At 73.3% G+C, this 24,207-nt stretch carries 25 protein-coding genes and 1 pseudogene; 16 read left to right on the top strand and 10 right to left on the bottom strand.

Annotated elements, in window-relative coordinates; all coding sequences use genetic code 11:
• Positions 1-185 (bottom strand): annotated as a pseudogene (locus AB0637_RS18055) (Asp23/Gls24 family envelope stress response protein); the annotation flags it as partial.
• A gap of 256 nt (positions 186-441) precedes the next feature.
• Here AB0637_RS18055 and AB0637_RS18050 point away from each other — a divergent pair.
• The 7 genes from AB0637_RS18050 to AB0637_RS18020 all read left to right on the top strand — a co-directional run bounded on the left by AB0637_RS18050 (position 442) and on the right by AB0637_RS18020 (position 4,992).
• The gene (locus tag AB0637_RS18050; RefSeq protein WP_366173976.1) at positions 442-1,053 is read left to right on the top strand and encodes an Asp23/Gls24 family envelope stress response protein; all 612 of its coding nucleotides are present in this window, start codon (positions 442-444) and stop codon (positions 1,051-1,053) included.
• A 102-nt stretch (positions 1,054-1,155) separates the two neighbouring features.
• Entirely contained in the window at positions 1,156-1,950 is a 795-nt protein-coding gene (locus AB0637_RS18045) for an MIP family channel protein (protein ID WP_366173975.1), read from the top strand.
• Between the two features lie 102 nt (positions 1,951-2,052).
• Positions 2,053-2,454, top strand: coding sequence for a hypothetical protein (locus AB0637_RS18040; RefSeq protein ID WP_366173974.1), 402 nt, complete (start codon positions 2,053-2,055; stop codon positions 2,452-2,454).
• Between the two features lie 88 nt (positions 2,455-2,542).
• Positions 2,543-2,884: a hypothetical protein gene (locus tag AB0637_RS18035; RefSeq protein ID WP_366173973.1), complete on the top strand. Its 342-nt coding sequence runs from the start codon at positions 2,543-2,545 to the stop codon at positions 2,882-2,884.
• Between the two features lie 33 nt (positions 2,885-2,917).
• Positions 2,918-3,328: a CidA/LrgA family protein gene (locus AB0637_RS18030; RefSeq protein WP_366173972.1), complete on the top strand. Its 411-nt coding sequence runs from the start codon at positions 2,918-2,920 to the stop codon at positions 3,326-3,328.
• Positions 3,325-4,020, top strand: a complete 696-nt coding sequence (locus AB0637_RS18025; RefSeq protein ID WP_366173971.1) for an LrgB family protein — start codon at positions 3,325-3,327, stop codon at positions 4,018-4,020. Before AB0637_RS18030 ends, AB0637_RS18025 begins: the two co-directional genes overlap by 4 nt.
• Before the next feature lie 36 nt (positions 4,021-4,056).
• Positions 4,057-4,992 carry an iron-siderophore ABC transporter substrate-binding protein gene (locus AB0637_RS18020; protein WP_366173970.1) on the top strand — a complete coding sequence of 312 codons (936 nt, stop codon included), beginning with the start codon at positions 4,057-4,059 and terminating at the stop codon, positions 4,990-4,992.
• Positions 4,993-5,064: 72 nt separating this feature from the next.
• Here the strand turns inward: AB0637_RS18020 and AB0637_RS18015 are convergent, their stop codons facing one another.
• Positions 5,065-6,480 (bottom strand): MFS transporter, encoded by a 1,416-nt coding sequence (locus AB0637_RS18015; RefSeq protein ID WP_366173986.1) that lies wholly within the window; start codon positions 6,478-6,480, stop codon positions 5,065-5,067.
• A 239-nt stretch (positions 6,481-6,719) separates the two neighbouring features.
• On the opposite strand from AB0637_RS18015, the gene AB0637_RS18010 reads away from it, so the two are divergent.
• On the top strand, positions 6,720-7,367 hold the full coding sequence (locus AB0637_RS18010) for a helix-turn-helix domain-containing protein (protein ID WP_366173969.1): 648 nt from the start codon (positions 6,720-6,722) through the stop codon (positions 7,365-7,367).
• A gap of 141 nt (positions 7,368-7,508) precedes the next feature.
• On the opposite strand, the gene AB0637_RS18005 is transcribed toward AB0637_RS18010, so the two are convergent.
• The gene (locus AB0637_RS18005) at positions 7,509-8,018 is read right to left on the bottom strand and encodes an Lrp/AsnC family transcriptional regulator (protein ID WP_366173968.1); all 510 of its coding nucleotides are present in this window, start codon (positions 8,016-8,018) and stop codon (positions 7,509-7,511) included.
• 101 nt (positions 8,019-8,119) lie between these two features.
• Here AB0637_RS18005 and ald point away from each other — a divergent pair, with 101 nt between their 5' ends.
• Positions 8,120-9,235 (top strand): alanine dehydrogenase, encoded by a 1,116-nt coding sequence (ald, locus tag AB0637_RS18000; RefSeq protein ID WP_366173966.1) that lies wholly within the window; start codon positions 8,120-8,122, stop codon positions 9,233-9,235.
• Positions 9,236-9,237: 2 nt separating this feature from the next.
• On the opposite strand, the gene AB0637_RS17995 is transcribed toward ald, so the two are convergent.
• On the bottom strand, positions 9,238-10,389 hold the full coding sequence (locus tag AB0637_RS17995) for a glutamate--cysteine ligase (protein ID WP_366173965.1): 1,152 nt from the start codon (positions 10,387-10,389) through the stop codon (positions 9,238-9,240).
• Between the two features lie 65 nt (positions 10,390-10,454).
• Between AB0637_RS17995 and AB0637_RS17990 the strand changes: the two genes are divergently transcribed.
• A complete protein-coding gene (locus tag AB0637_RS17990) occupies positions 10,455-11,906 on the top strand; it encodes an NAD(P)/FAD-dependent oxidoreductase (RefSeq protein WP_366173964.1) in 1,452 nt (483 codons plus the stop codon).
• Positions 11,907-12,010: 104 nt separating this feature from the next.
• Here the strand turns inward: AB0637_RS17990 and AB0637_RS17985 are convergent, their stop codons facing one another.
• The 3 genes from AB0637_RS17985 to AB0637_RS17975 form a co-directional block, all read right to left on the bottom strand.
• Positions 12,011-13,702, bottom strand: a complete 1,692-nt coding sequence (locus AB0637_RS17985; protein ID WP_366173963.1) for an MFS transporter — start codon at positions 13,700-13,702, stop codon at positions 12,011-12,013.
• A gap of 111 nt (positions 13,703-13,813) precedes the next feature.
• Positions 13,814-14,686, bottom strand: coding sequence for an aminotransferase class IV (locus tag AB0637_RS17980; protein WP_366173962.1), 873 nt, complete (start codon positions 14,684-14,686; stop codon positions 13,814-13,816).
• A gap of 29 nt (positions 14,687-14,715) precedes the next feature.
• Positions 14,716-15,588, bottom strand: a complete 873-nt coding sequence (locus AB0637_RS17975) for a LysR family transcriptional regulator (RefSeq protein WP_366173961.1) — start codon at positions 15,586-15,588, stop codon at positions 14,716-14,718.
• Positions 15,589-15,658: 70 nt separating this feature from the next.
• On the opposite strand from AB0637_RS17975, the gene AB0637_RS17970 reads away from it, so the two are divergent.
• Positions 15,659-16,039, top strand: coding sequence for a nuclear transport factor 2 family protein (locus AB0637_RS17970; RefSeq protein ID WP_366173959.1), 381 nt, complete (start codon positions 15,659-15,661; stop codon positions 16,037-16,039).
• 34 nt (positions 16,040-16,073) lie between these two features.
• Here AB0637_RS17970 and AB0637_RS17965 read toward each other — a convergent pair whose 3' ends face one another.
• A complete protein-coding gene (locus AB0637_RS17965) occupies positions 16,074-16,718 on the bottom strand; it encodes an MBL fold metallo-hydrolase (protein ID WP_366173958.1) in 645 nt (214 codons plus the stop codon).
• A gap of 161 nt (positions 16,719-16,879) precedes the next feature.
• Between AB0637_RS17965 and AB0637_RS17960 the strand changes: the two genes are divergently transcribed.
• The 3 genes from AB0637_RS17960 to AB0637_RS17950 are packed head-to-tail and all read left to right on the top strand — an operon-like array spanning position 16,880 to position 19,817.
• Positions 16,880-18,397: an NCS1 family nucleobase:cation symporter-1 gene (locus AB0637_RS17960; protein WP_366173956.1), complete on the top strand. Its 1,518-nt coding sequence runs from the start codon at positions 16,880-16,882 to the stop codon at positions 18,395-18,397.
• Positions 18,397-19,137, top strand: a complete 741-nt coding sequence (locus AB0637_RS17955) for an aspartate/glutamate racemase family protein (protein ID WP_366173955.1) — start codon at positions 18,397-18,399, stop codon at positions 19,135-19,137. The genes AB0637_RS17960 and AB0637_RS17955 overlap by 1 nt, the downstream gene beginning before the upstream one ends.
• Positions 19,134-19,817 carry a GntR family transcriptional regulator gene (locus AB0637_RS17950; protein WP_366173954.1) on the top strand — a complete coding sequence of 228 codons (684 nt, stop codon included), beginning with the start codon at positions 19,134-19,136 and terminating at the stop codon, positions 19,815-19,817. The genes AB0637_RS17955 and AB0637_RS17950 overlap by 4 nt, the downstream gene beginning before the upstream one ends.
• On the opposite strand, the gene add is transcribed toward AB0637_RS17950, so the two are convergent.
• Positions 19,777-20,751, bottom strand: coding sequence for an adenosine deaminase (gene add / locus AB0637_RS17945; protein WP_366173953.1), 975 nt, complete (start codon positions 20,749-20,751; stop codon positions 19,777-19,779). The two genes, AB0637_RS17950 and add, sit on opposite strands and share 41 nt — an antisense overlap.
• Before the next feature lie 30 nt (positions 20,752-20,781).
• Between add and AB0637_RS17940 the strand changes: the two genes are divergently transcribed.
• Positions 20,782-21,381 carry a TetR/AcrR family transcriptional regulator gene (locus AB0637_RS17940; RefSeq protein ID WP_366173951.1) on the top strand — a complete coding sequence of 200 codons (600 nt, stop codon included), beginning with the start codon at positions 20,782-20,784 and terminating at the stop codon, positions 21,379-21,381.
• Here the strand turns inward: AB0637_RS17940 and AB0637_RS17935 are convergent.
• Entirely contained in the window at positions 21,342-22,754 is a 1,413-nt protein-coding gene (locus tag AB0637_RS17935; protein WP_366173985.1) for an NtaA/DmoA family FMN-dependent monooxygenase, read from the bottom strand. The genes AB0637_RS17940 and AB0637_RS17935 overlap by 40 nt on opposite strands.
• 249 nt (positions 22,755-23,003) lie before the next feature.
• Between AB0637_RS17935 and AB0637_RS17930 the strand changes: the two genes are divergently transcribed.
• Complete coding sequence (locus AB0637_RS17930; RefSeq protein WP_366173949.1) at positions 23,004-24,131, top strand: ABC transporter substrate-binding protein; 1,128 nt, start codon at positions 23,004-23,006, stop codon at positions 24,129-24,131.
• Positions 24,132-24,207: the final 76 nt, after the last annotated feature.

Raw genomic sequence — 24,207 nt, 5'->3', positions numbered from 1 at the left:
CCGAGGGCGTGGACGCCGGAGATGTCGCGGGCGGCGATGCCGGCGATCTTGGAGACGACGGTGTCGGCGATGGTCGTCGCGCCGTGGTCGCTGCTCAGACCGTCGGTGGTGCCGGCGGACTTGCTGACGCTCAGCCCGCTGGTGGAGGTGACGCTCGGACGGTTCGAAGTGGCGGTGTCAGCCATGGCTTCCTCCAGATCTCGGGTGAGGCGCCGGTCGTCTCGGTGCGGCCGGTCGGTTGCGCTCACGTCGGGTTGGAGCGCCGGAACGCCGGATCGTCACGGCCGACGTCGTGTGACCTGCATCACAGGCGTGGAGTTTCCTTCCGTGTGACACGCGTCACAGAAATTGGCCCGTGACTTTTCGCCGGTCCCCGTCCTCTCACCCGGCGTCGTCCACACGTCAGGCGGGGAACCCCCGCCGACCGAGAGGGAGGAACCCGTGACTGACGAAACCGCCCGCCCTGCAGCCGTTGACGAGACCGGAGTGAACCTCCCGGTCGACCGGAACCCCGGTGCGGCCGGCGTCGCGAACTCCTCGGGCACGGCCCCCTCGGAGACGGGCTCTCCCGCGTCCCCCGTGCGCACGGAGGTGCCCGACACCCCGCGCACCACGATGACGGACGCCGTCGTCGCCAAGATCGCCGGCATCGCCGCGTCCGGTGTCCCCGGCGTGCACCGCCTCGGCGGGCCCCTGGACCACCTCGTCGGTGACCTCGTCGGTGACGTCGTCGACGGGGTCGCCGGCACCGGCGCCGGGGGCGTCGTCACCCGGGCCCTCGACGCCGTCCGCCCCCCGGACGGGCCGGAGGACGGTTCCGGGCAGCACCTGCCCGTCGACCGCGCGGTCTCGGTCGTCGTGGGGGAGCGGGAGGCCTCGGTGACGGTGGACCTGACCGTCGAGTTCGGCGCGTCCGTGCCGACGGTCGCCGCGTCCGTCCGCCGCGAGGTCGCGGGTGCGGTGGAACGGATGACGGACCTGCGCGTCCGCGAGGTCGACGTCCGCGTCACCGACGTCCACGTCCCCGACGAGGCGTCCGCGGACGCCTCCTGACGCGGTCCCGCTGCCCCGCAACCGATCCGCACGACGAACCGGGCCCGCACCACCGGTGCCCGAGAACCCTTCGAACCCCTGGATCCTGGAAGAGGAACTCCCGTGAGCACACGCAGCTCGTCCGACCCGATCGACGTCCGCACCTCCCGTGACCGCCCGGAGCACGACGCTTCCGGCCTGTTCGGCAGCACCCCCGGAACCCGGCTGCTGCGCTCGGCCACCGCCGAGGTCGTGGGTACCTTCGTCCTCGTCCTGGCCGGGACGGCCACCGCCATCGGCGCCGGCCGTGCGGAGGCCGTCTACGAACTCGTCGCCGTCGTCCTGGCGTTCGGCATCGCGCTGGCCGCCATGGCAGCGACCCTCGGCCACGTCTCGGGCTGCCACCTCAACCCGGCCGTGACCCTCTCCCTGGCTGTGACGCGGAAGTTCCCCTGGCGGGCGGTGCCGTCCTACGTGGTGGCGCAGCTGCTCGGCGGCGTGCTCGGGTCCCTCGCCGCGTGGGGTGTCTACGCGGGCAGTGGCCGGGACGTCGTCGCCCTGTCGGCGACGGTGCCCGCCGCGGGGGTCGGCACCGGTCAGGCGTTCTTCGTCGAGGCCGTCGTCACCTTCGTCCTCGTCCTCGTCGTGATCTCCGTCGCGACCGACGACCGCGTCCCGGGCGGCCTGGCCCCCGTCGCCGTCGGCGCCGCCCTGGCGACGGCGATCTTCATCGCCGGCCCGGTCACCGGTGGCGCCGTGAACCCGGCCCGCGCCTTCGGTCCCGCGGTCGTCTCCGGCACCACCACCTCGCTGTGGCTGTACCTCGTCGCGCCCGTCGTCGGCGGTCTCGTGGCGGCCGTCCTCTACGACCGCCTGCTGAAGCCGACCGCGCCGCCGGTGCCCGTCGAGGCGCGCTGACCGGGCGCGGACCCGCGCCAGTCGCCGGGAGGGGCGGGGTCCTGCGACCCCGCCCCTCCCTCGTCCCCGGACCACCACCCACTGCACCCGAAGGAGCCGACCGTGTACCGCACCCGAGCCTCCGCTTCCCGCTTCCCCGCCTCCCGCCGGCCCCGGGTGGTGCGGGCCTCGGTCGGAGCGCTGCTCGTCGTCCTCACCCTGCTGCTCGTCCTCGGGCCCGTCCTGGGACTGGTCGGCTCCGCCGCCGCCGCCGGACCGGTCCTGCGCATCCCGTACGCGGGCATCACTGCCGTGGTCGTGCTCGCCCTGGTCGCCGCGGCGGCGTGCCTCGCCGGGGCGTGGCGCGCGTCCGTGGGCTGGCTGGGCTGGACGCTCGTCGTGCTCGCGTGGCTGCTGACCCTCGTCGCCTCGCTCTGGCCCCTCGTCGCGACCGCGGACGCCGCCGTCGACAGCGCCCGCGACGTCTGGCCCTGGATCGCACAGCTCGTCCGGGACGTCAGGTGAGCCTCGCCCCGCGGCCATCGCCGGGACGTCCCCCGGACGGCTCCCCGCCGGGAGGCGGTCACCTGCTCCAGGGTGGACAGTGGCGCCCATGACGCTGCTGGCACCTGAACCCCACCCCACCGCCCCGCCCGCGTCGTCCCTCGCTCCCGCCGTCGACCCGGCGCCCGGGGCGAGCGCCGAGATCGACACGGTCGGCGCCGCCCTCCTCAGCTGGTGGGACCGGCTGCCGCGCGGTCGCCGGGACCAACTGCTCTCCCTCGCCGACGACCTCGCCGCCGAGGAGGTCCTGCCCCGCTCGGTCGCCGCCGACCTGCAGCACCTCGGGGTCGAGTGCCCGCTGACCCTCGTGGCCGAGGGTGGCCGCCAGGTGCGTCGGGCGCTGGCCCCGCAGGCCCTCCTCGACCTCCTGGCGCAGGAACGCCCGCGCTGATCGCGGGGTGAGGGCGGCTGGCACCCTGGGCCGGTGCCAGGAACCCCGCCGCCGGACCCGACCCCCAGCCGGGGGTGGTCCGCGCACGTCCCGGCCGTCCTCGCCGGCCTCGCCCTGCTGCTGGGGCTGCAACTGGCCGGCACGATCCTCGTGGACGTCACCGGTCTCCCGGTCCCCGGCGCCGTCGTCGGCCTCGCCGTCCTCCTCGTCGTCGGCGCCCGCTGGCGCGGGGTGGTGGGGCGGGCCGAACCGGCGGGGAGCCCGCTGCTGAAGCACCTGCAACTGCTGTTCGTCCCGCCCGGGGTCGGCGCCCTCACGCAGCTGTCGACGCTCGTGCAGAACGCCGGTCCCCTCCTGCTGGCGGTCGTCGGCTCGTTCGCGGCGGGCCTCGTCGTGGCGGGTACTGTGCTGCAGAAGCTGCTGCGCCGCAGGAGGTCCGCGTGAACGCCGTCGTCCACGCCCCCGGATTCGGGTTGTTCCTCACCCTCGGCGCCTACCTGCTGGCCGGGGAACTGCACCGGCGGCTGGGGCGCCCGGCGCTGCTGGCACCGGTGCTCGTCGCGATGGTCCTCGTCGCGGTCGCCCTCGAACTCCTGGGCATCCCGTACGCGGAGTACCTCGCCTCGGTGTCCGTGCTCACCCTGCTGCTCGGTCCCGCCACCGTGGCGCTCGCGCTGCCCCTGCTGCGCTCGGGGCGGGCCCTCCTGGCCGACCGTGCGGCGGTGCTGCTCACCCTCGTCGCGACGGGGGCCGTCAGCGTGGGGGTGACGGTCGCCGCGCTGGAGCTGTGGGGTGCTCCCGACGAGCTCGTCCTGACGACGCTGCCGCGTTCGGTGACCACCCCGGTGGCCCTCACCGTGGGGGCGACGATCGGGGCGAACACCACCCTGGCCGTCGTCCTCACGCTCGTCAGCGGTGTGCTCGGGGCGACGGTGGGGCCGTGGCTGCTCGACCGGGTCCGGGTCACCGACGCCCGCGCACGGGGGTTCGCGATCGGCATGGTGTCGCACGGCATCGGCACGTCGAGGGCGCTCGCGGAGTCCGACACCGCCGGCGGCTGGTCGAGCGCCGCGATGGTCCTCAACGCGCTCGCGATGACCGTCGTGCTGCCCGTGGTGGCGCTCGCCTTCTCCTGACCACAGCCGCCTCTCAGTGAGGCTAGGCTACCCTTCGTGAACCGGTCGCGCCTCGCCCTCGTCCTGTCCGTCGGTCTCCTGCTGGCGGGCTGCTCCGCCGGGACCTCCACACCGGAACCGTCCAGCTCAGGTGCGTCCGCCTCGGCCGGCGACCGCGTCGTGGAGCACGCCCGCGGACGCAGCACCGTCCCCGCGGCCCCGCAGCGCGTCGTGGTCCTGGAACCCCTCCAGCTCGACACCGCCGTCGCCCTGGGGGTGACGCCCGTCGGGGCGGCCGTCGCGAGCAACGTGACGGGGGTGCCGGCCTACCTCGGTGTCGGCGACGCGGTGCAGGCCGTCGGCACCGTCCCCGAACCCGACCTCGAGGCGATCGCGGCGCTGCGCCCGGACCTCGTCCTCGGGACGCAGACGCGGCACGGCCAGTTCTACGACGCGCTGAACCGCATCGCCCCCACGGTCTTCATGGCCTCGCAGTCCGACCCGTGGCAGGACAACGTCCGGCTCGTGGGGCGCGCCCTGGGTCGCGAGGACCGCGCCACGGAACTGCTGGACGGGTTCCAGGACCGGTGCGAGGAGGTCGCGGCCGCGCACGACCTCGACGGCACGACGACGGCGAACCTGCTGCGCCCCCGCGACGGGGGGACGTTCAGCCTCTACGGTCCGACGTCGTTCGCGGGCAGTGCGCTGGAGTGCGCCGGTCTGGAGCTGCCCGACCGCGACTGGGCGGGCGGGATCCAGGTCGACCTGTCGGCCGAGCGGGTTCCCGAGGCGGCCGCCGACCACCTGTTCGTCCCCGCCGCCCCCTCGGCCCTCGACGACCCGGCCGCGGTCCCGGCGCTGGTGCGCGGGAACTCCGCGGCGTTCCCGGCGGTGCACGTCGTCGACACGTCCTACTGGATCTCCGGGGTGGGTCCGCTGGGGGGTCGCAAGGTCCTCGACGACGTCGACCGGATCCTCACCACCGGTTCCTGAGGAACCCCCGGACGCGCCGAGGTCCCCCGGCCCGGGTGGGCGGGGGACCTCGGCGTGGGTGGGGCGGTCGGATCAGTGCGCGGCGGAGGGCGTCGGGATCGTCGCGATCCCGGCGAGGCGTTCCTGCCGCACGGCGTGCCGGTTGACGAGGCCCGCGGAGACCACGGCGACGAGCAGGACGGCGAGGGCGCCGCCCGCGAAGGCCACGTGGTACCCGTGCAGCACCGCCTCGGCCGGGGTTCCGCCGGAGTTCCGGACGGAACTGGCGAAGACGGTCGACAGCAGTGCGGTGCCGATCGACCCGCCGATCTGCTGGAACGTGTTGACGCTGGCGCTCGCCGCGCCCGCGTCCTCGCGCGACACCCCGCTCGTGGCGGTGTTCATGGCCGAGGAGATCGTCAGCCCCATCCCCAGGCCGGTGACCACGAGGGCGGGCAGGACGGTCCCCGCCCAGGTGCTGTCGACGTCGGTCCGCAGGAACAGCAGGATCCCGGCGGCCGCGACCAGACCCCCGGTGCGCAGCAGCACCTTCGGGCCGACGCGGGGCAGCAGTCGCGGGGTGATCTGGGTCGCCGCGGTCATGATCGACAGGGGCATCGGCAGGAACGACAACCCGGTCTCGAGGGAGGAGAAACCCAGGGTCTGGGTCAGGTAGTACGTGAGGAACAGGAAGATGCCGAACATCGCGACGCCGACGAGGCCGATCGCGGTGAGGGCTCCACCGCGGTCGCGGTCGCGGACGATGCGCAACGGCAGCAACGGGTGCGCCACCCGGGACTCCACGAGGACGAAGAGCGCGACGAGCACGACACCGGCCGTCAGGGAGGTGATCGTCACCGCGTCCGACCAGCCGTCGGTCTCGGCGGAGGAGAACCCGTAGACGATGCCGACGAGGCCCAGGGTGATCGTGACGGTCCCCAGCAGGTCCAGCCGGGGTCGGGGGCCGCGGACCGAGCGCGGCATGAAGAGCAGGGCACCGACGACGCCGAGCACCGCGAAGACGACGTTCACGTACAGGCACCAGCGCCACGACGCGTACTCCGTGAGGACCCCGCCGAGCAGAACGCCGGTGGCAGCCCCCGATCCCGCGATCGCGCCGAACACCCCGAAGGCGCGGGCGCGTTCGGCCGGGTCCGTGAACGTGGTCGTCAGCAGCGCGAGGGCCGAGGGGGCCAGGAGGGCGCCGAACACGCCCTGCAGCGCGCGGGCCGCGACGAGCTGGGTGAAGTCCTGGGCGAGACCGCCGAGGACCGAGGCCGCGGCGAAACCCACGAGGCCCAGCAGGAACAGGTTCTTGCGCCCGAACAGGTCGCCGAGCCGGCCGCCGAGCAGCAGGAGCGAACCGAACGCGAGTGAGTAGGCCGTGACGATCCACTGGCGCTGGTCGTCGGCGAACCCCAGTTCCCGCTGGGCCGACGGCAGGGCGATGTTGACGATCGTCGCGTCGAGGACGACGGCGAGCTGGGCGATGCCGATGACGGCCAGCACGACCCAGCGGTGGTCGCGGGTGGCGAGGTGCTGCGGGTGCTGCGCTGGTGTCGACGGTTGTGCGGCGGTGGCCGCCGTCGCGGGTGGGGTCGAGGAGCTCACGGGGTTCTCCCAGGGGGGTCGAGGTGCCGGCGAGGGGGTTGGGCCGACTGAAACGGACGTCTTGCGTCCACTTCCAGCAGCGTACGCAACCGGACGGCTGATGTCCACTTCTCCTCGGATCGGCGTACCCTGGGCCCGTGAGCACGACCGCCGTCCGTCCCCTCCGCGCCGACGCCGTCCGCAACCGCGCCCTCATCGTCGACGCCGCCCGGCGGCTCTTCGCCGAGCGCGGTCTCGACGTGACGCTGCACGACGTCGCCGAGGCCGCGGGTGTCGGAGTCGGCACGGTGTACCGGCGCTTCCCCGACAAGGACGCGCTGCTCTCGGGCCTCGTGGCGGCCAAGTACGAGACGCTCGTCGAACTGGCCGAGCGCGCCGCCGAGGAGCCCACGGGCCGGTCGGCCCTGCGCAGCTACCTGCTGGGGGCCATGGAGCTGCGGGCCAGCGACCGCGCCCTGTCCTCGGCCGTGCTCCAGGCGGCCCCGCAGACCGCCGAGGCCGCCGAGCTGCGCGAGACCCTGCACGGCCTCGTCGAGGCGGTCGTCGACCGCGCGCGGGCCGAAGGCGTGGTGCGGGAAGGGTTCACGGGGGAGGACGTGCCGGCCGTGACGTCCATGATCGGGTCCATCGCCGACCGTTCGCGCGACGAGCTCCCCGGCGCCTGGCGTCGCTACGGCGTCCTCCTCGTCGACGCCGTCTGCCCGCCCGAGGGGTCGCTTGCCCCCCTCCCCGGCGCGCCCCTGCCGCCCTTCACCGCCACCACCTGCCTCGCCGCCCCCTCCTGACCCCCTCGTCCTCCCCGGGCGGGGCGGACAACAGTCTTTCCGCCCTCGCAAGCCCCCCTCGACCGGCGGAAAACACGCTTTCCGCCCTCGGAAGAGGTCGCGGAGGGCGGAAGGAGTGCTCCCCGCCCGGGGGCGGACGGGTCAGGAGCGGCCGGCGGCGCGAGTGTGCTCGAAGATCAGGCTCGTCTCGGTGAGGCCGACGTCGGGGTCGCGGGACAGGTGCTCGGCGACGAAGTCGCGCAGGGCCGCGGTGCTCTCCACCGCCACGTGCAGCAGGTAGTCGTCGGCGCCCGCGACGAAGTAGACGTCGAGCACCTCGGGCTGCCGGCGCATCCGCGCCACGAAGGGCCCCATGCTGCCGCGGGCGTGCGCGGCGAGCTTGACGGCGATCATGGCCTGCAGGTCCAACCCCAGGGCGGCCGGGTCGACGTCGGCGTGGAAGCCGCGGATCACCCCGGACTCGCGCAGCGCGCGCACCCGCAGCAGGCACGTCGAGGCGGCGATGCCGACCTGCTGGGCCAAGGCGGCGTTCGTGACGCGGGCGTCCTCGGCCAGGACGTGCAGGATGGCGCGGTCGACGGGGTCCACGACGCGCTGCAGCTTCTTCGGCTGGACCGGGCCACCGGGGGTGTCGCGCGAAGGATCTTCCACGCAGGAAGCTTGCCACGAATCTCCTGCAGTCTCCTTGCCCTCCGTCCGAACCGTGTTCACGCTGGGAGCAGTTGGCCAGCATCGACGAGGAGTGAGCACCCATGCGCATCGGCGTCCCCACCGAGGTGAAGAACCGCGAGTACCGCGTCGCCCTGACCCCCGCCGGCGTGCACGAACTCGTCGGCCACGGGCACGAGGTCCTCGTCCAGGCCGGCGCGGGCGCCGGCAGCTCCCTGCCGGACGCCGAGTACGAGGCGGCCGGTGCGAAGGTCCTGGTCGACGTCGACGAGGTCTGGGGTGCGGCCGACCTGCTGCTGAAGGTCAAGGAACCCATCGCCTCGGAGCACCACCGCCTCCGCCGCGACCAGGTCCTGTTCACCTACCTGCACCTCGCGGCGTCCCGCGAGTGCACCGACGCGCTGCTCGCCGCGGGCACGACGGCGATCGCCTACGAGACCGTGCAGCTCCCGGACCGGTCGCTGCCGCTGCTGGCACCCATGAGCGAGGTCGCCGGCCGCCTCGCGCCGCAGGTCGGTGCGTACTCCCTCATGCGCGCGGCCGGTGGCCGCGGTGTCCTCATGGGTGGTGTCCCCGGGGTGCGCGGTGCGGACGTCGTCGTCATCGGCGCGGGCGTCTCGGGCCAGAACGCCGCCCAGATCGCCCTCGGCATGGGCGCCGAGGTCACCGTCCTGGACCTCTCGATCCCCAAGCTGCGCGAGGTCGACGCCCGGTTCGGCGGTGCCGTGCGCACGATCGTCTCGAACTCCTACGAACTCCAGCGGGCGGTCCGCTCGGCCGACCTCGTCATCGGCGCGGTCCTCGTCCCCGGCGCGCGCGCCCCCAAGCTCGTCAGCAACGACCTCGTCGCGCAGATGCGCCCGGGATCGGTGCTCGTCGACATCGCGATCGACCAGGGCGGCTGCTTCGAGGACTCCCGGCCGACGACGCACGACGACCCGACGTTCACCGTCCACGGTTCGGTGTTCTACTGCGTCGCGAACATGCCGGGCGCCGTCCCGCACACCTCGACGTACGCCCTGACGAACGCCACGCTGCCCTACGTCGCGAAGCTCGCGAACTCGGGCTGGAAGGCCGCGTTGACGGCCGACGCCGCCCTCGCCCACGGCCTGTCGACCCACGCGGGTTCGCTGACCAGCCCGGAAGTGGCTGCGGCGCACGGGCTCCCGTGCACCACGGTGCAGGAAGCGCTCGCCTGACCTCAGTGCTCGCGCAGTTCGCCGACGAGGGAGTCGACGACGTCGTGCAGGGGATTGTCGGCCCCGCGTGAACAAGCCGCCTCGTAGGTGGCGCGCTGGCGCTGGTAGCTCGCCCCTCGTCGCGGGATCTCCGCGACGAGGGCGAGGTCGTCGGCGCAGTCCAACCTCCGGGCGACGGGTTCGAGGCGGTTCAGCCACTCGTCGAGGTCGTCGGTGACGAGGCGTTCCCGGCCGGCGGCGTCGACGATGATCTCGGCGTCGAGTCCGTACCGCGCCGCCCGCCACTTGTTCTCCTGGACGTGCCACGGCGGCAGGGTCGGCAACGTCTGACCGTCCTCGAGCCGGTCGTCGAGGTGCACGACGAGGGCGTGGATCAACGCCACCAGGCCGCGCAGTTCCCGCAGCGTCGGCGTCCCGTCGCACACCCGCACCTCGATCGTGCCGAAGCGGGGGGAGGGGCGGATGTCCCAGCGCACGTCCGACAGGCCGTCGATGACGCCGGTGACGAACATGTCGTCGACGTACTCCTCGAACTCGCCCCACGCCGCGAACTGGAACGGCAGACCGGCCGTCGGCAGCTGCTGGAACATCTGCGCGCGGTTGCTGGCGTAGCCCGTGTCGAAACCCGTCCAGTACGGCGAACTCGCCGACAGCGCCTGCAGGTGGGGGTAGTGGTTCAGCAGGGTGTTGAGGATCGGCAGCACCTTGTGGACCGAATCGATGCCGACGTGCACGTGAACGCCCCAGATGAGCATCTGCCGGCCCCACCACTGGGTGCGTTCCAGCAGTTCCGCGTACCGCTCGTCGGGGGTGACGAGCTGCTCGTCCCAGCGGGCGAACGGGTGCGTCCCCGCACACATGAGGTCCAGGCCCAACGGGTCGGTGACGCGGCGGACGGCGTCGAGCGTCCGGGTCAGGTCCTCCGCGATCTCGCCCACGGTGTCGCAGACCCCGGTGACGACCTCGAGGGTGTTCCGCAGCAGTTCCTTGGTGACGCGCGGCCCGGTCGGGGAGTCCTCCCGGTCCACCGTGTCGAGGACCTCCGAGGCCCGGGACGCGAGGTCGCGCGAGCGGCGGTCCACCAGGACCATCTCCCACTCCACGCCCAACGTCGGGCGGGGAGAGGCGTTGAACTCCACGGTGCGTCGACCCACGCGACGATCACACCACACCGCCGCCCCCCTCGCTGCAGCATCGCGCGGGCCGTAGCGTCGCGCAGGTGAGCACAGGACAGGACAGGTCGGAGAACGGGGCGGACAGCGCGCGCGAGGTGGACGTGGTCGTCGTCGGCGCCGGTGCCGTCGGGGAGAACGTCGCGGACCGCGCCGCCCGCACGGGGCTGGACGTCGTCGTCGTCGAGAAGGAGCTCGTCGGGGGTGAGTGCTCCTACTGGGCCTGCATGCCGAGCAAGGCGCTGCTGCGCTCCGGGCACGCCCTGGCGGCCGCGCGCCGGCTGCCCGGTGCGGCCGAGGCCGTCACCGGCGGGCTGGACGCGGCGAAGGTGCTCCAGCGGCGCACCTCCTTCACGAGCGGCTGGGACGACTCCTCGCAGGCGCAGTGGCTGGACTCCGCCGGCCTGACGCTGCTGCGCGGCACCGCACGGCTCGCCGGACCGCGCCGCGTCGAGGTCACCGGGACCGACGGCACGACCACGGTCCTCACCGTCCGCCAGGCCGTCGTCCTGGCCACCGGTTCCGTGCCTGTCGTCCCCGACGTCCCCGGGTTGGCCGACGCCTCGCCGTGGACGTCGCGCGAGGCGACCAGCGCGCGCGAGGTGCCCGGGCGCCTCGTCGTCCTCGGCGGCGGTGTCGTGGGGGTGGAACTGGCGCAGGCGTGGGCCCGGCTCGGCTCGACCGTCACGCTGCTGGCGCGCAGCGGTCTGCTGGGCGGGCAGGAGGAGTTCGCCGGTGAGCTCGTGGGCAAGGCCCTCGCCGAGGACGGCGTCGACGTCCGGCTGGGTGTCTCGCCCACGCGCGTGAGCCGTGACGGGGTGCTGCGGGTGGAGCTGTCCGACGGGTCCGCCGTCGAGGCCGACGAGTTCCTCGTCGCCACCGGCCGACGGCCCGCGACGGCGGGGATCGGGCTGGAGGCCGTGGGCCTGCAGGACGGTGGTGCGCTCGACGTCGACGACACGGGTCTCGTCGCCGGTGTCGACGGGTCCTGGCTCTACGCGACCGGTGACGTCTCGGGACGGGTGCAGCTGACCCACCAGGGCAAGTACGACGCCCGCGCGACCGGGGACGTCATCGCGGCCCGCGCGGCCGGCCCCGTCGAGACGCCGCCGTGGTCGCGGTACACCGCCACCGCCGACCACCACGCCGTCCCGCAGGTCGTCTTCAGCGACCCCGAGGTCGCCCAGGTCGGGCTGACTGCCGCCCAGGCCCGCGAGGCCGGGCTCGACGTGAAGGTCGTCGACTACGAGCTGGGGAACGTCGCCGGCGCCTCCCTCCTCGCCGACGGGTACACGGGCAAGGCCCGGATGGTCGTCGACGAGGAGCGGCGCGTCGTCGTCGGCGTGACGTTCGTCGGTCAGGACGTCGCCGAGCTCCTGCACGCCGCGACCGTCGCGGTCGTGGGCGAGGTGCCGCTGGAGCGCCTGTGGCACGCCGTCCCCGCCTACCCGACGGTCAGCGAGGTGTGGCTGCGGCTCCTGGAGACCTACGGGCTGTAGTCACCGCGCCCTCCGGGGGGATGCTCGTTGACGCAGCCGGCTCACCAGATGAGCCGGCTGCGTCAACGATCCCCCCCCGGCGCCCCCGCGCCGGTGACGCAGCGTCACGCGTGGACGGGGGTGACGGTCTCCTCGACGGGGTGGGTGGGGGTGCTGACGGCGAGGACGGCGATCAGCGCGGCGACGAGGGTCGCGACGCCGCAGACGACGTAGCCGAACGAGTAAGCGTGGTCGAGGGCGGCGAAGGCGACGTCCTTGAGCGGGTTGAACGGCACCGACGTCCCGTTCACCTCGATGGTCCCCGGCACGGCGTTGGCGCCCAGCGGTCCGGACTGCACCGCGCCGACGGCGGCCTCGAGGGCGGCCTTCTGCGCGCCCGTCGCGTTCTCGGGGGCGGCGGAGAAGGTGCTGAGGGCCTGGCGCAGCGTCCCGTCCGAGGCGAGGCGCTGGCTGATGGTGTCCGCGGCGCGGGACAGCGCGATCGACCCGATGACGGCCGGGCCGAGGGTGAACCCGAAGTCGCGCAGCAGGCTCGCGGTGCCACCGGCCATCCCGGCCAGGTGCGGCGGGGCGGCGTCGACGGCGGCCGCCGAGACGGCGTTGAGGGCGAGCGCGAACCCGAGGCCGACGACGGCGACGGGCGCGGCGATGAGCGCCACGGACATCGTCGACGCGGGCACGGCGGCCGCCCAGAAGCAGCCCACGGCCATGAGGCCGAACCCGGTGACCATCGTCCAGCGCGCACCCCAGCGCTCCATGAGGTGGGAGACGGGGCGGGCGAAGACGAGCGTCGAGCCGTTGAGCAGGACGAACGCGATCGACGTCGTCAGCGGCGAGAACCCCTGGATGGCCGACAGCCGGATGCTGGAGGAGTACGCGCACCCCAGGTACCCGAACATCCCCACGACGGTCGCGATCGCGGTCAGCGAGAACCCGCGACCGGCGAACAGGTCGAGCCGGACCAGCGGCGACGGCGAGCGGTGCTCGACCTTGACGAAGGCCACGAACGCCACGGCGGACACGACGTAGCTGCCGACGACGAGCGGGCTGCCCCACCCGCTCGAGGACCCCTGGATGGTCCCGAACAGCAGGGAGAACAGCGCGACCGAGATGGCGGCCTGTCCCGGCCAGTCCATCGACCGGCCTTCCGGCGAACTGGACTCCTCCGCCAGCCGGGCGGTGAGGACGAGGCTCACGAGGGCGATGACGGCCGCGGCGAGGAACGCCCAGCGCCAGCTGCCGGTCTCCGAGCCGCGGAAGGCGAACTTCGCGAGGTACCCGCCGACGACGGGGGAGACGAAGCTCCCGGTCGCGAGGGCCGCGGCCCACACGCCGATGGCGCGGCTGCGTTCGCGGGCGGTGTGCGTCCCGGCGGCCACCATGGCCAGCGACGTCGGCATGATCGCCGCCGCGCCGAGGCCGCAGAGCACCTGGGCGGTGAGCAGCCAGCCCACCCGCAGGCCCTGGTCGCCCGAGATCGGGGTGAACATGCCGACGACCTCGCCGACGGCGAGCACGGCGGCGCCGACCAGCAGGAGCCGGCGCCGGCCGTGCAGGTCGCCGAGCACACCGAAGGCGAGGGTGAAGAGCGCGACGGGCACGAAGTACGCGTCGGAGATCCAGGTCAGCTGGGACGCGCTGGTGCCCAGGTCCTGCTGGAACAGGCCGTTGAGCACGGCCGGCATCGCCAGCGCCACCTGGGCGGCGAAGATGCCGCCCGCGGCGGCGACGAGGGTGCGGCTCGTGAGCCGGTAGGGGCCGGTGGTGCTGAGGGACGGGACCGCGGTGCCTGCCATGGGGGACCTTCCACGCCGAAGGGTGCCGGACGACGTGAAGATAACAGTAAACCTGACAGTTCGGAATGCTGTTGGTTCGTCCGGGTGAACCCCCGCGGCGGTGCCCCCGGCTCAGTCGTGCACGGTCAGCAGGTGGTGCAGCAGCTCGGCCTGCAGTGCCGCGTCGGTGGGGCGCGGGACACCGTCGAGGCTGCGGACGGGAGCGGACTGCCGACCGCTCGAGAGCAGCCAGACGGCGTCGGCGACGCGCAGGTCGTCGACCCGCAGGCGGGCCACCTCCGTGGTGTCACCGCGACCGGCGGCCCAGCTGAACGCCCGCCCCGCCGTGGTGCCGTCGAGGATCCCCAGGTTCGGCGGCGGGGTCACCCAGCGGTCGGCGAACCGGGCCAGGACCGTCGAGTTGGGACCCTCCAGCACGTCGCCGTCGGTGGAGACGAACACGACGTCGTGCGCACCGCGGGAGCGCGCGTACCGCAGCGACGCGGTGTTGAGGGCGTAGGACAGCGTCTTGGCCCCCTGCAGCACCCAGGGAGCGCGGGTCACGACGTCGCTGGGGTAGGCGCGCTCGAGCACGAGGACGTCGATGCCGGCCGTGCGCTGGGTGCCGTAGTCGAAGGCGGGGAACACGTGCACCCAGCCGGTCGGGGCGTCCCCGCCCTCGACGCCCCGCGTCAGCACCAGCTTGGCCAGCAGTTCCGGGGCCGGCGGGTGCTCCGCGGCCGCGTCGGCGACGGCTTGCGCCCACACCGCGGTGTCCGGGGCCGGCAGGTCGAGCAGCGCCGCGGACCGGGCGAAGCGGTCGAGGTGGTGCCGCAGGCTCTGGGGGTTGCCCTGGACGACCGCGACCGACTCGAAGATGCCGTCCCCCCGCGTCACCCCGAGGTCGTCGACCCGCACCTGCGGGGCCGCCGCGTCGGCGCGGGTGAAGGTCGTCGCCCCGTCGGGGCGGATCTGCGCGAGGAACAGGACAGGGCTGCTGGACACGGGGACATCCTCCCGTCTCCTCGACGTCCTCAGGTGCGGGCGCGGACCAGTCCGGTGAACGCGCGCAGTGCGGGGGACGGGTTTCCCCGGCGCCAGACGACGCTGACGCGACCGGTCGGGGTGGGGCGCACGATGCGCAGCGCGTGCACGCCCTCGGCCAGGGCGGCGAACGACTCCGGCACGACGGCGACGCCGTGCCCCTCGCGCGCCAGCGCCGCGAGCAGGGCCGGGGAGTTCGCCTCCAGCTCCACCCTGGGAGCCACGCCGAGGCCCGCGCAGGCCTCCTCCAGCGCGCCGCGCACCGCACCGCCCGGCGGCACCACGAGGAGGGGTTCGCCGCACAGGTCCGCCAGGTCGACGGTCCGGCGGCGGCACCAGCGGTGTCCCGCCGGGACGAGTGCGGCGAGCGGTTGGGTGCCGACGAGGTGGCCCGTCACGTCGTCCGGCAGCGCGCCGGACGTGGCGGTCCAGGCGACGTCCAGCCCGCCGTCGCGGACGCGTTCCAGCAGCGTCGCCGCGTCCGCCTCCAGCACGCGCACCTCGACGGCGGGGGCGCGGTCGCGGAAGGCGCGCAGCGCGGCGGGCATGTCCATCCCGTTGCTGGACAGCAGGATGCCGATGCCGAGGCGGCCCCGCAGGAGCCCGCCGACCTCGGCCACGCTCTCGCCCACCGCGGCCGCCGCGGCCAGCGCCGCCCGCGCGTGCGGCAGCGCCGCGGCGCCCGCGGGCGTCAGCGTCGCGCCGCGGGCGTGCCGTTCGAAGAGCGTCTGCCCGAGTTCGCGTTCCAGGCCCCGCACCTGGGCGCTGACCCCCGGTTGGGCGACGCGCAACCGTTCGGCGGCGCGGGTGAAACCCCCCTCGTCGACGACGGCGACGAAGTGCTCGAGGGCGCGCAGATCCATCACGACATCGTATGGCTGGCAATCAGAACTGGTCTTGGACTGATGGCTGACGCACCGTCAGGCTGGTCCCATGGACACCACGACGGACACCACGACGGTCAGGGACCTCGCCGACGCCTACTTCCGCGGCTGGAACGCCGCCGACGAGGAGGGGCTGCGGCCGCTCTTCGCCCCCGACGTCCGCTTCCGCGGTCCGATGGGCACGGCGCAGGGACCCGACGAGTGCGTCGCCGGACTGCTGGGCATGCGGCGGGGGTTCCTCGACGCGGTCGTCGTCGAGCACCTCCTGGTGACCGGTGACGAGGCGGTCACCTGGTTCACGATGCACACGCGGTTGCCCGGACTGGAACCGTTCCCCGTCGTGAACCGGATGCACGTCGGACCGGCCGGGATCGACCGGATCCGCGTCGTGTTCGACCCCCGTGAGCTGCTCGCCGCGCTCGGCGGCTGAGCGGCACCGGGCCAGGGGCCGATCCCGTCCCGGCCTAGAACTCCAGCGGTGTCGTCCCCTGGCTCTCGCGGACGTCGAGGCCGCCGAGCGCCCGCACCTGGTTGCCGTAGACCGCGCGCCCGGGAGCGGCCAGCAGGCCGTCGTGGATCGCCAGACCCGCCGAGGCGCCGACCGCGCGCACGAAGTCCACGGTCTCCTTCAACGCGGCCCAGGGGGCGTTCACCGGCACGGCGAGCACGTCCACCCCCGCGGGGACGGCCTCGTAGGAGTCGCCGGGGTGGAAGAGCGTCGGTTCGCCCTCGGCCGAGAGCAGCAGCCCGACGTTGCCGATGCGCGGGACGTCCGCGTGGATGACGGCGTGCCGCCCGCCCGCGCCGGCGATCCGCACCCCGGCGATCTCGAAGGCGTCGCCGGCGTGCAGGGCCGTGGCCTCGATGCCGGACTCGGACAGGGACGCCGCGGTCGCCGGTTCGGCCCGCAGCAGGGCCCCGTCGTTCGCCTCGAGCAGGGCCGGCAACCGCTCCACGTCGACGTGGTCGGGGTGGGCGTGGGTGACGACGACCGCGTCGAGACCCTCGAGCTCCTCGAAGCCGTGGCTGAGCGTCCCGGGGTCGAGGAGCACCCGGGCGGCGCCGGTCTCGACGAGCAGGCACGAGTGGCCGTAGTGCGTGATCCGCATGGTCGCCGAACCTACTCGCGCCCCGGGGGCGGCGACAGCCGGGCCGGGTCCGTGCACTCGTCGCAGATATATCGCTCGGGAAACAACGGTGAAACCTGGGCTCCCTAGCGTGGTCACAGCCCACCCACGACCACCCCACGTCGACGCCAGCAGGAGACGCCATGACCGAGGTCGCCCGCGCCGGGGCAGGACCCGCCGGACCGCACATCACCGCCGTCTCGCACGCCGCCGGGGCGGGACTGGTCAAGGACGGGTACGACCCGCGCCTGACGAACTCCGACCTCGCCCCCCTGAAGCACCAGGGCTGGAAGTCCTACAACTTCTTCGCGTTCTGGATGTCCGACGTGCACAGCGTCGGCGGTTACGTGACGGCCGGCAGCCTGTTCGCCCTCGGCCTGGCCGCGTGGCAGGTGCTCGTCGCCCTGCTCGTCGGCATCGTCATCGTGTACTTCCTCTGCAACCTCGTCGCCCGACCGAGCCAGGAGACGGGAGTTCCCTACCCGGTCGTCTCCCGCGTCGCGTTCGGCGTGCGGGGGGCGAACGTGCCCGCCGTCATCCGCGGGCTCATCGCGGTCGCGTGGTACGGCATCCAGACGTTCCTCGCCTCCAACGCCCTCGTCCTGCTCGCGCTGAAGATCGAACCCGGTTGGGCGCCCTACGCGCAGGTGGCGCAGCACGGGTTCCTCGGCCTGTCCACGCTGGGCTGGGCCGCGTTCGGGACGATGTGGGTGCTGCAGGCGCTGGTGTTCTGGCGCGGGATGGACGCGATCCGGAAGTTCATCGACTTCTGCGGACCGGCCGTCTACGTCGTCATGTTCGCCCTCGCGGCGTACCTCGTCACCGAGGCCGGCGGGTTCTCGAACGTCTCCCTCAACCTCGGGTCGATCGAGCACACGGGCCTGGGCGCCGTCGGGGTGATGGTCTCGGCCGTGGCCCTCGTCGTGTCCTACTTCTCCGGCCCCATGCTGAACTACGGCGACTTCGCCCGGTACGGCCGCTCGATGGCCGCCGTCCGCAAGGGCAACTTCCTGGGCCTGCCGGTGAACTTCCTCGTGTTCGCCCTGCTGTGCGTCATCACGGCCTCGGCCACCGTGCCCGTCTACGGCGAGCTCATCACCGACCCGGTCGAGACCGTCTACCGCCTCGACAACATCACCGTCGCCGTCCTCGGCTGCCTCACCTTCATGGTCGCCACCATCGGCATCAACATCGTCGCGAACTTCGTCTCGCCCGCGTTCGACTTCTCCCACGTCGCGCCGCAGAAGATCAGCTGGCGCACGGGCGGCATGATCGCCGCCGTCGGATCGGTGCTCATCACCCCGTGGGACCTCTACAGCTCCCCGGAGACGATCCACTACACGCTCGACACCCTCGGCGCGTTCATCGGCCCGCTCTACGGGGTCCTCATCGCCGACCACTACCTCGTGAAGAAGCAGCAGGTCCGCATCGACGACCTGTTCACGATGGACCCCTCCGGTGCCTACCACTACGTCAAGGGCTGGAACCCCGTCGCGGTCGGGGCGACGGCGGTCGGGGCCCTCGTCGCCATCGGCGTCGTGTTCTTCGCCGGCGCGACGGCCGCGAGCTTCAGCTGGTTCATCGGCGCCGGCCTCGCGTTCGGCCTGTACCTCGCGCTGAAGAACTCCATCCCGGTGCCCGCGACGGACGTCCGCGGCTGATGCCCACGCTGCTGGTCGTCAACGTCAACACCACGCAGGCCGTCACCGACGTCATCGCGGCCGCCGCGCGCGCCGCGGTGGCGCCGGGCACGACCGTGGTCCCCCTCACCCCCCGGTTCGGTCCGGCCTCGGTGGAGTCGAACTACGAGAGCCAGCTGTCGGCGGTCGGGGTCCTCGACGCCGTCCAGCAGCACGACGGACCGTTCGACGCGGTCGTGCACGCCGGGTTCGGCGAGGTCGGGCGCGACGCCCTGCAGGACGTCCTCGACGTCCCCGTCGTCGACATCACCGAGGCGGCCGCCCACACGGCCTGCCTCCTCGGCCGCACCTTCGGTGTCGTCACGAGCCTGGACCGCGCCGTGCCGGCCATCGGTGACCGGCTGCTCCTCGCGGGCCTGGCCGGGCGGTGCAGCGGGGTGCGCAGCGTGGACCTTCCCGTCCTGGAACTCGAGACCGACCCCGAGCTGACGGCCAAGGCCTTCACCGCGCAGGCCGAACGCCTCGTCGAGGACGGGGCGGAGGTCGTCGTCCTCGGGTGCGCGGGGATGTCGGGGTTGCACGCGGCCCTCGCGGCGGCGCTGCCCGTCCCCGTCGTCGACGGGGTCGCGGCCGCCGCGCGGCTGGCCGAGTCCCTCGTCGCCCTCGGCCTCACGACCTCGAAGGTCCGCAGCTACGCCACCCCGGCGCCGAAGGTGCTGCGGGGGTGGCCCTTGACGGCCCCTGGGAGGATCCCGGGGTGACCCGACCGGTGCTGGACGCCATCCGCCGGGACATCGTGGCCGGGCTGGTGGCGCCCGGTGCCGTGCTCGAGGTGGACGTCCTCGCCGCGGCCCACGACGTCAGCCGGATCCCCGTCCGCGAAGCCCTCATGACCCTCGTCGGCGAGGGGCTCGTCGACCACCTGCCCCGCCGTGGGTACACGGTGGCCCGGCTCGCACCGGGGGAGCTCGCCGAACTCTTCGAGGTCCGCAGCACGCTCGAACTCGCCGCCCTGCGGGTCGCGGTGCGCACCGGGGGTCCCGACGACGTGGCGACGGCGCGTTCTGCGCACGAGGCGCTGCGCGCGGCGGCCGAGGCCGGTGACCACCGCGCCTACCACCACCAGAGCCGCGCCTTCCACGACGCGCTGACCCGGCCCTCGGCGATGCCGCGGCTGCTCGGCGTCTTCGCCCGCGTCTGGGACCTCACCGAGCCCTACCGGCCCATGGAGGACCTCGCGGCCGACGAGGCCGGGGTGCTGCACGCCGACCACGAGCGGATGCTCACGGCCTTCGCCGCGGGCGACGCCGAGGACCTCCTCGACGCCGCCCGCGAGCACCACGACCACCTCGCGGCCCACGTCCGCGCGCGACCGGAACCGGCCGTCGCCGACGTGGAGCTCAGGCCAACCAGGCGTCGACCGCGGCCAGCTGCGCGCTGACGAACTCCGCGGGCGCCGCCGCCCCCTCGAGGGAGGCGCGGGCCACGGCGGCGAGCTGCTCGTCGCTCAGACCGATCTGCGTGCGGGCGGTCTCGTACTCCTCGAGGAGGCCGGGTCCGAACAGCAGCGGGTCGTCGCCGTTGAGCGAGCAGCGGACCCCGGCGTCCAGCAGCGCCGGGAGCGGGTGCGCGCCCATCTCGGGGACGACCCACAAGGCGACGTTGGAACTCGGGCACACGTCCAGGACGGTTCCCTCGTCCGCGAGCCGGCGGACCAGCTCGGGGTCCTCCACGGCCCGCACACCGTGCTGGATCCGCCGCGCCCCCAGGAGGTCGAGCGCCTCGCGGACGCTGTCCGGACCGCGCAGCTCCCCGGCGTGCGGGGCGGCGACGAGACCGGCCTCGCGGGCGATCGCGAAGGCCCGGGCGAACGGGGCGGGGCCGAAGAGCGCCTCGTCGGCGGCCAGCCCGAAGGAGACGACGCCGCGGCCGACGAACCCCGCCGCCAGTTCGGCCAGCACCTCGGCGTCGGCCGGCGGCAGGTTCCGGATGGCGACGAGCATGAGCCCGAACCCGATGCCCAAACGGTCGGCCTCCTCCCGGCCCGTCCGGACCATGAACTCCGTGACCTCCTCCGGCGTCCCGAACTGCGGGACGTAGAACATCGGGTTGGCCTGGGCCTCGATCCACACGGCACCGGACGCCGCCGCGTCCTGGACGACCTCCCGGACGACCCGGGCGAGCTGCTCGCGGGTGCGGATGAAGCTCACGGCCCCGTCGTACATCTGCACGAACTCGGGGAACGTCGTGTAGCCCCGGACGGGGGGAGCGACGTCGCCGGCGTCGCGGGCGAACTCCGCCAGCGTCTCCGGGCGCATCGCCCCCTCCAGGTGCAGGTGGAGGTGGGCCTTGGGCAGGGTCGCGAGGTCACGCACGGTGTTCTCTCCTGTGGTTACTCTGGGGCGGTGAGCGAACGGGAACGGCTGCTCCACCTGGTGGCCGGGCACCTGCTCGCCCACGGGGTGACGTCGTCGACCCTGCGCGGGCTGGCCCGCGCGGCGGGGTCGAACAACCGCATGCTGTTGTACTACTTCGGGAGCCGCGAACAGCTCGTGGGGGAGGCCCTGCAGGCCGTGGCCCGCGACCACTTCCCCGGTTTCGAGAACGCCTGGTCCGGTCTGGAGCACGGCACCGGCCCCCTGCGGCGGGACCTGCAGACCGTGTGGGACGAGATCGCGGCCCCGCGGAACCTGCCCTTCCTGCGGTTGTTCTTCGAGGTGTTCGGGCAGGTGACGCGGCAGCCCGGGTACTCCGAGCTGATGGGCGACATCGCGGCCTGGCACCGGCCGGCCGCGACGCGGTTGCGGCGCGAGGGCCTGCCGCGCGCGGCGGCCGAGGCGCTGGCCACCGAACTCGTCGCGTTGTGGCGCGGGCTGCAGATGACGTTGATCCTCACCCAGGACCTGCGCACCGTGGAGCGGGTGCAGCGGCAGGCCCTGGACGCCTTCTGCGCCCGCGCCCTCGCTCACACCGAGGCGGTGACCGGGGTCGAGGCCCGCACGTAGCGGCTGCCGGGGTGGTCGGCCGCCAGCCGCGGGGAGGGTGCCCCGAGGCGTTCGCGCAGCGAGCCCGTCCCCGGTGCGCGGTCGGCGTCGGCGGGCAGGCGTCCGCGCCGGCGCAGTTCCGGGACGACGAGGTCGCAGAACAGGGCGTGGTCGCCGGGGGAGAAGATCGCCTCCAGGAGGAAACCGTCGACGCCGGTGACGTCCATCAGCTCCTCGAGCTGGTCGGCCACCTCGACCGGGTCCCCGACGATGGTGAACCCCCGGGTCCCCCGGCCGCGCAGCTCCTCCAGCACGTCGCGCACGAGCGGCCAGCTGCCGTCGGGGCGCCGGAACCGGTCGATGTTGCTCTGCCCCATCTGACCGACCTTGCCGTCCCGGCCCTCCAGCACCTGCGAGAGCGGACGGTCGGGGTCCAGTGCGGTGAGGTCGATCCCGGTGTTCCCGGCGTAGATGACGGCGGCGACCTCGTCGGTCTGCATCGCCTCGAACTCCGCCCGGCGGGCCAGGGCCTCCTCGTGCGTCGCGGCGACCGTGACGGTCGCGCCGACGAGGACCTTGACCGACTCGGGGTCGCGGCCGTGGGCGGCGGCGCGGGTGCGGATGTCGGCGACGTTGGCGGCGGTGTGCGGCATGGTCGTGCCCTGCAGGAACACGCACTCGGCCTGCCCTGCGGCGAACTCCCGACCGGCCGTGGACGTGCCGGCCTGGAAGAGCACCGGGGTGCGCTGCGGGGACGGCGGGACCGTGAAGAACCCCGAGGTGCGGAAGTGCTTGCCGACGTGCTCGACGCGGTGCAATCGGTCGCGGTCGGCGAAGACGCCGGACGCCTTGTCCTCCACGAGCGCGCCGTCCTCCCAGCAGCCCTCCCACAGCTGCAGGCAGAGGTCGACGTGCTCGCGGGCGATCTCGTACCGCGTGTCGTGGGCCGTCATCGTCTCGTGCCCGAACAGCGCGGCGATCGTGTCCTGCGAGGCGCCGGTGACGACGTTCCAGCCGATGCGACCGCCCGTGAGGTGGTCCAGCGTCGCGAACCGGCGGGCCTGCGCGACGGGGTGGTCGATCCCGGTGGAACTCGTCACGACGAAACCCAGCCGGGACGTGTGGTGGGCCAGCGTGGGGATGAGGAACATCGGGTCGAGCCCCGAGAAGTTCAGCCCGCCCCGCGCGGCGGCCTCCGGCAGGTCCCCACCGACGGTGGGGTACCCGTAACCGTCGGCGAAGAACAGGAAGTCGAAGCCGGCCGCCTCCAGGAGCTGGGCGACCTCGATCCAGTGCTGCTGTTCGCGGTGCCGTTCGGAACCGCTGTAGGGGTGCGACCAGGAGAGGGTCCCGCCGACCTGCGGCGCGGCCACCTCGAAGACCCCCAGGTGCATCGTGCGCACGGGTGGAACTCCCTCCGTTGAACCGAGTGGTTCACATGAGACCACGACACGGGGCGCTTCCGGGACCGCGTCACACGAACGTCACACGAGGCGTGCCCCGTAACGCGGGGTTCACACGGACGTGACAAGGGCGCCTCGCACGGGTGCTTCAGTACCTGAGCAGGCCGCGTCTCGCCGCGGCCCACCCGTCCCCCGACCGTCCGCACGACGCGACGGCGGGCTCTCACCCCGGAGCTGCGCATGAACCTCTCCCCCCGCCCGCGTCCCCTCGGTCCCGCCCTGCAGCGCCGCACGCTCCTGCGCGGAGCAGGTCTCGGACTCCTCGGGGCCGCCGGCCTCGGCACCCTCGCGGCGTGCGGCGGCCAGGACGCGCAGTCCTCGACGGGGTCGTCCTCGGGTGGGTCCTCGGGCCTCGGCGACCTGACGGTCCAGCTCTCGTGGATCAAGAACATCGAGTTCGCGGGGGAGTACTTCGCGGACAGCAAGGGCTACTACAAGGAGGCCGGCTTCTCGAAGGTCAACCTCCTCGCCGGGGGCAGCGCCGGGACGGCGGCCGAGGCCATGGTCCTGTCGCGCAAGGCGCACGTCGGTCTCTCCTCGCCGACCCTCACCGGCCCGGCGATCGTCAACGAGCAGGCACCGCTGAAGATCATCGGGGCCACCTTCCAGAAGAACCCCTTCTGCCTGGTGTCGATGGAGCAGGGCAAGCCCGTCCGGACGATCGCCGACCTGGCCGGCAAGAAGATCGGCATCCAGACCGGGGGCAACGAGACCATCTTCGACGGCTTCTGCAAGGCCAACGGCATCGACACGTCGTCCTTCGAGATCGTCCCGGTGCAGTACGACCCGTCCGTCGTCGTCTCCAAGGAGGTCGACGCGTTCATGGCCTACCTGACCAACGAGCCGATCCTGCTGGCCGCCCGCCAGGTGGACGGGCAGCCGATCGTCCCGGTCACCCTCGGCTTCGCCGACAACGGCCTCCCGGTCGTGGCCGAGACCTTCACCGTGCTGCAGTCGACCATCGACGACAAGAAGGACTTCCTCAAGGCGTTCCTCAAGGCCGAGATCCGTGGCTGGAACGACGCCGTCAAGGACCCCGCCGGGTCGGCGGCGCTGGCCGTCAACACCTACGGCAAGGACCAGAAGCTGAACCTCGAGGAGCAGACGAAGGAGGCCGAGGCGCAGAACACCCTCGTCGTCTCCGACGACACGAAGAAGAACGGTCTGTTCACCATGACCGACGAGCTGATCGAGGAGAACATCAAGGCCCTGTCGCAGATGGGGACGACCATCAAGGCCGACGACCTCTTCGACCTGTCCCTCCTCAAGGAGGTCTACGAGGAGAACCCGGACCTCATCACCGGCTGACCCCTCGACAGGTCGTCGCCGCACCCCACCTCGTCCCGCACCCGGAAGGCAGACCCGTGTCCCAGGAACCCCCGAC

Origin of the sequence: Kineococcus sp. NPDC059986, from assembly GCF_040702905.1 — a bacterium.
Lineage (GTDB): Bacteria > Actinomycetota > Actinomycetes > Actinomycetales > Kineococcaceae > Kineococcus.
Note: the sequence above shows the minus strand (reverse complement) of the source record. Positions and strands in the feature narration are given on the sequence as shown.

Excerpts from the sequence above, each read along its gene's own strand:
- AB0637_RS18035 (WP_366173973.1), top strand. The coding sequence starts at position 2,543 with ATGACGCTGCTGGCACCTGAACCCCACCCCACCGCCCCGCCCGCGTCG.
- ald (WP_366173966.1), top strand. The coding sequence starts at position 8,120 with ATGCGCATCGGCGTCCCCACCGAGGTGAAGAACCGCGAGTACCGCGTC.
- AB0637_RS17985 (WP_366173963.1), bottom strand. The coding sequence starts at position 13,702 with ATGGCAGGCACCGCGGTCCCGTCCCTCAGCACCACCGGCCCCTACCGG.
- AB0637_RS17975 (WP_366173961.1), bottom strand. The coding sequence starts at position 15,588 with ATGGATCTGCGCGCCCTCGAGCACTTCGTCGCCGTCGTCGACGAGGGG.
- AB0637_RS17970 (WP_366173959.1), top strand. The coding sequence starts at position 15,659 with ATGGACACCACGACGGACACCACGACGGTCAGGGACCTCGCCGACGCC.
- AB0637_RS17965 (WP_366173958.1), bottom strand. The coding sequence starts at position 16,718 with ATGCGGATCACGCACTACGGCCACTCGTGCCTGCTCGTCGAGACCGGC.
- AB0637_RS17960 (WP_366173956.1), top strand. The coding sequence starts at position 16,880 with ATGACCGAGGTCGCCCGCGCCGGGGCAGGACCCGCCGGACCGCACATC.
- AB0637_RS17955 (WP_366173955.1), top strand. The coding sequence starts at position 18,397 with ATGCCCACGCTGCTGGTCGTCAACGTCAACACCACGCAGGCCGTCACC.
- AB0637_RS17935 (WP_366173985.1), bottom strand. The coding sequence starts at position 22,754 with ATGCACCTGGGGGTCTTCGAGGTGGCCGCGCCGCAGGTCGGCGGGACC.
- AB0637_RS17930 (WP_366173949.1), top strand. The coding sequence starts at position 23,004 with ATGAACCTCTCCCCCCGCCCGCGTCCCCTCGGTCCCGCCCTGCAGCGC.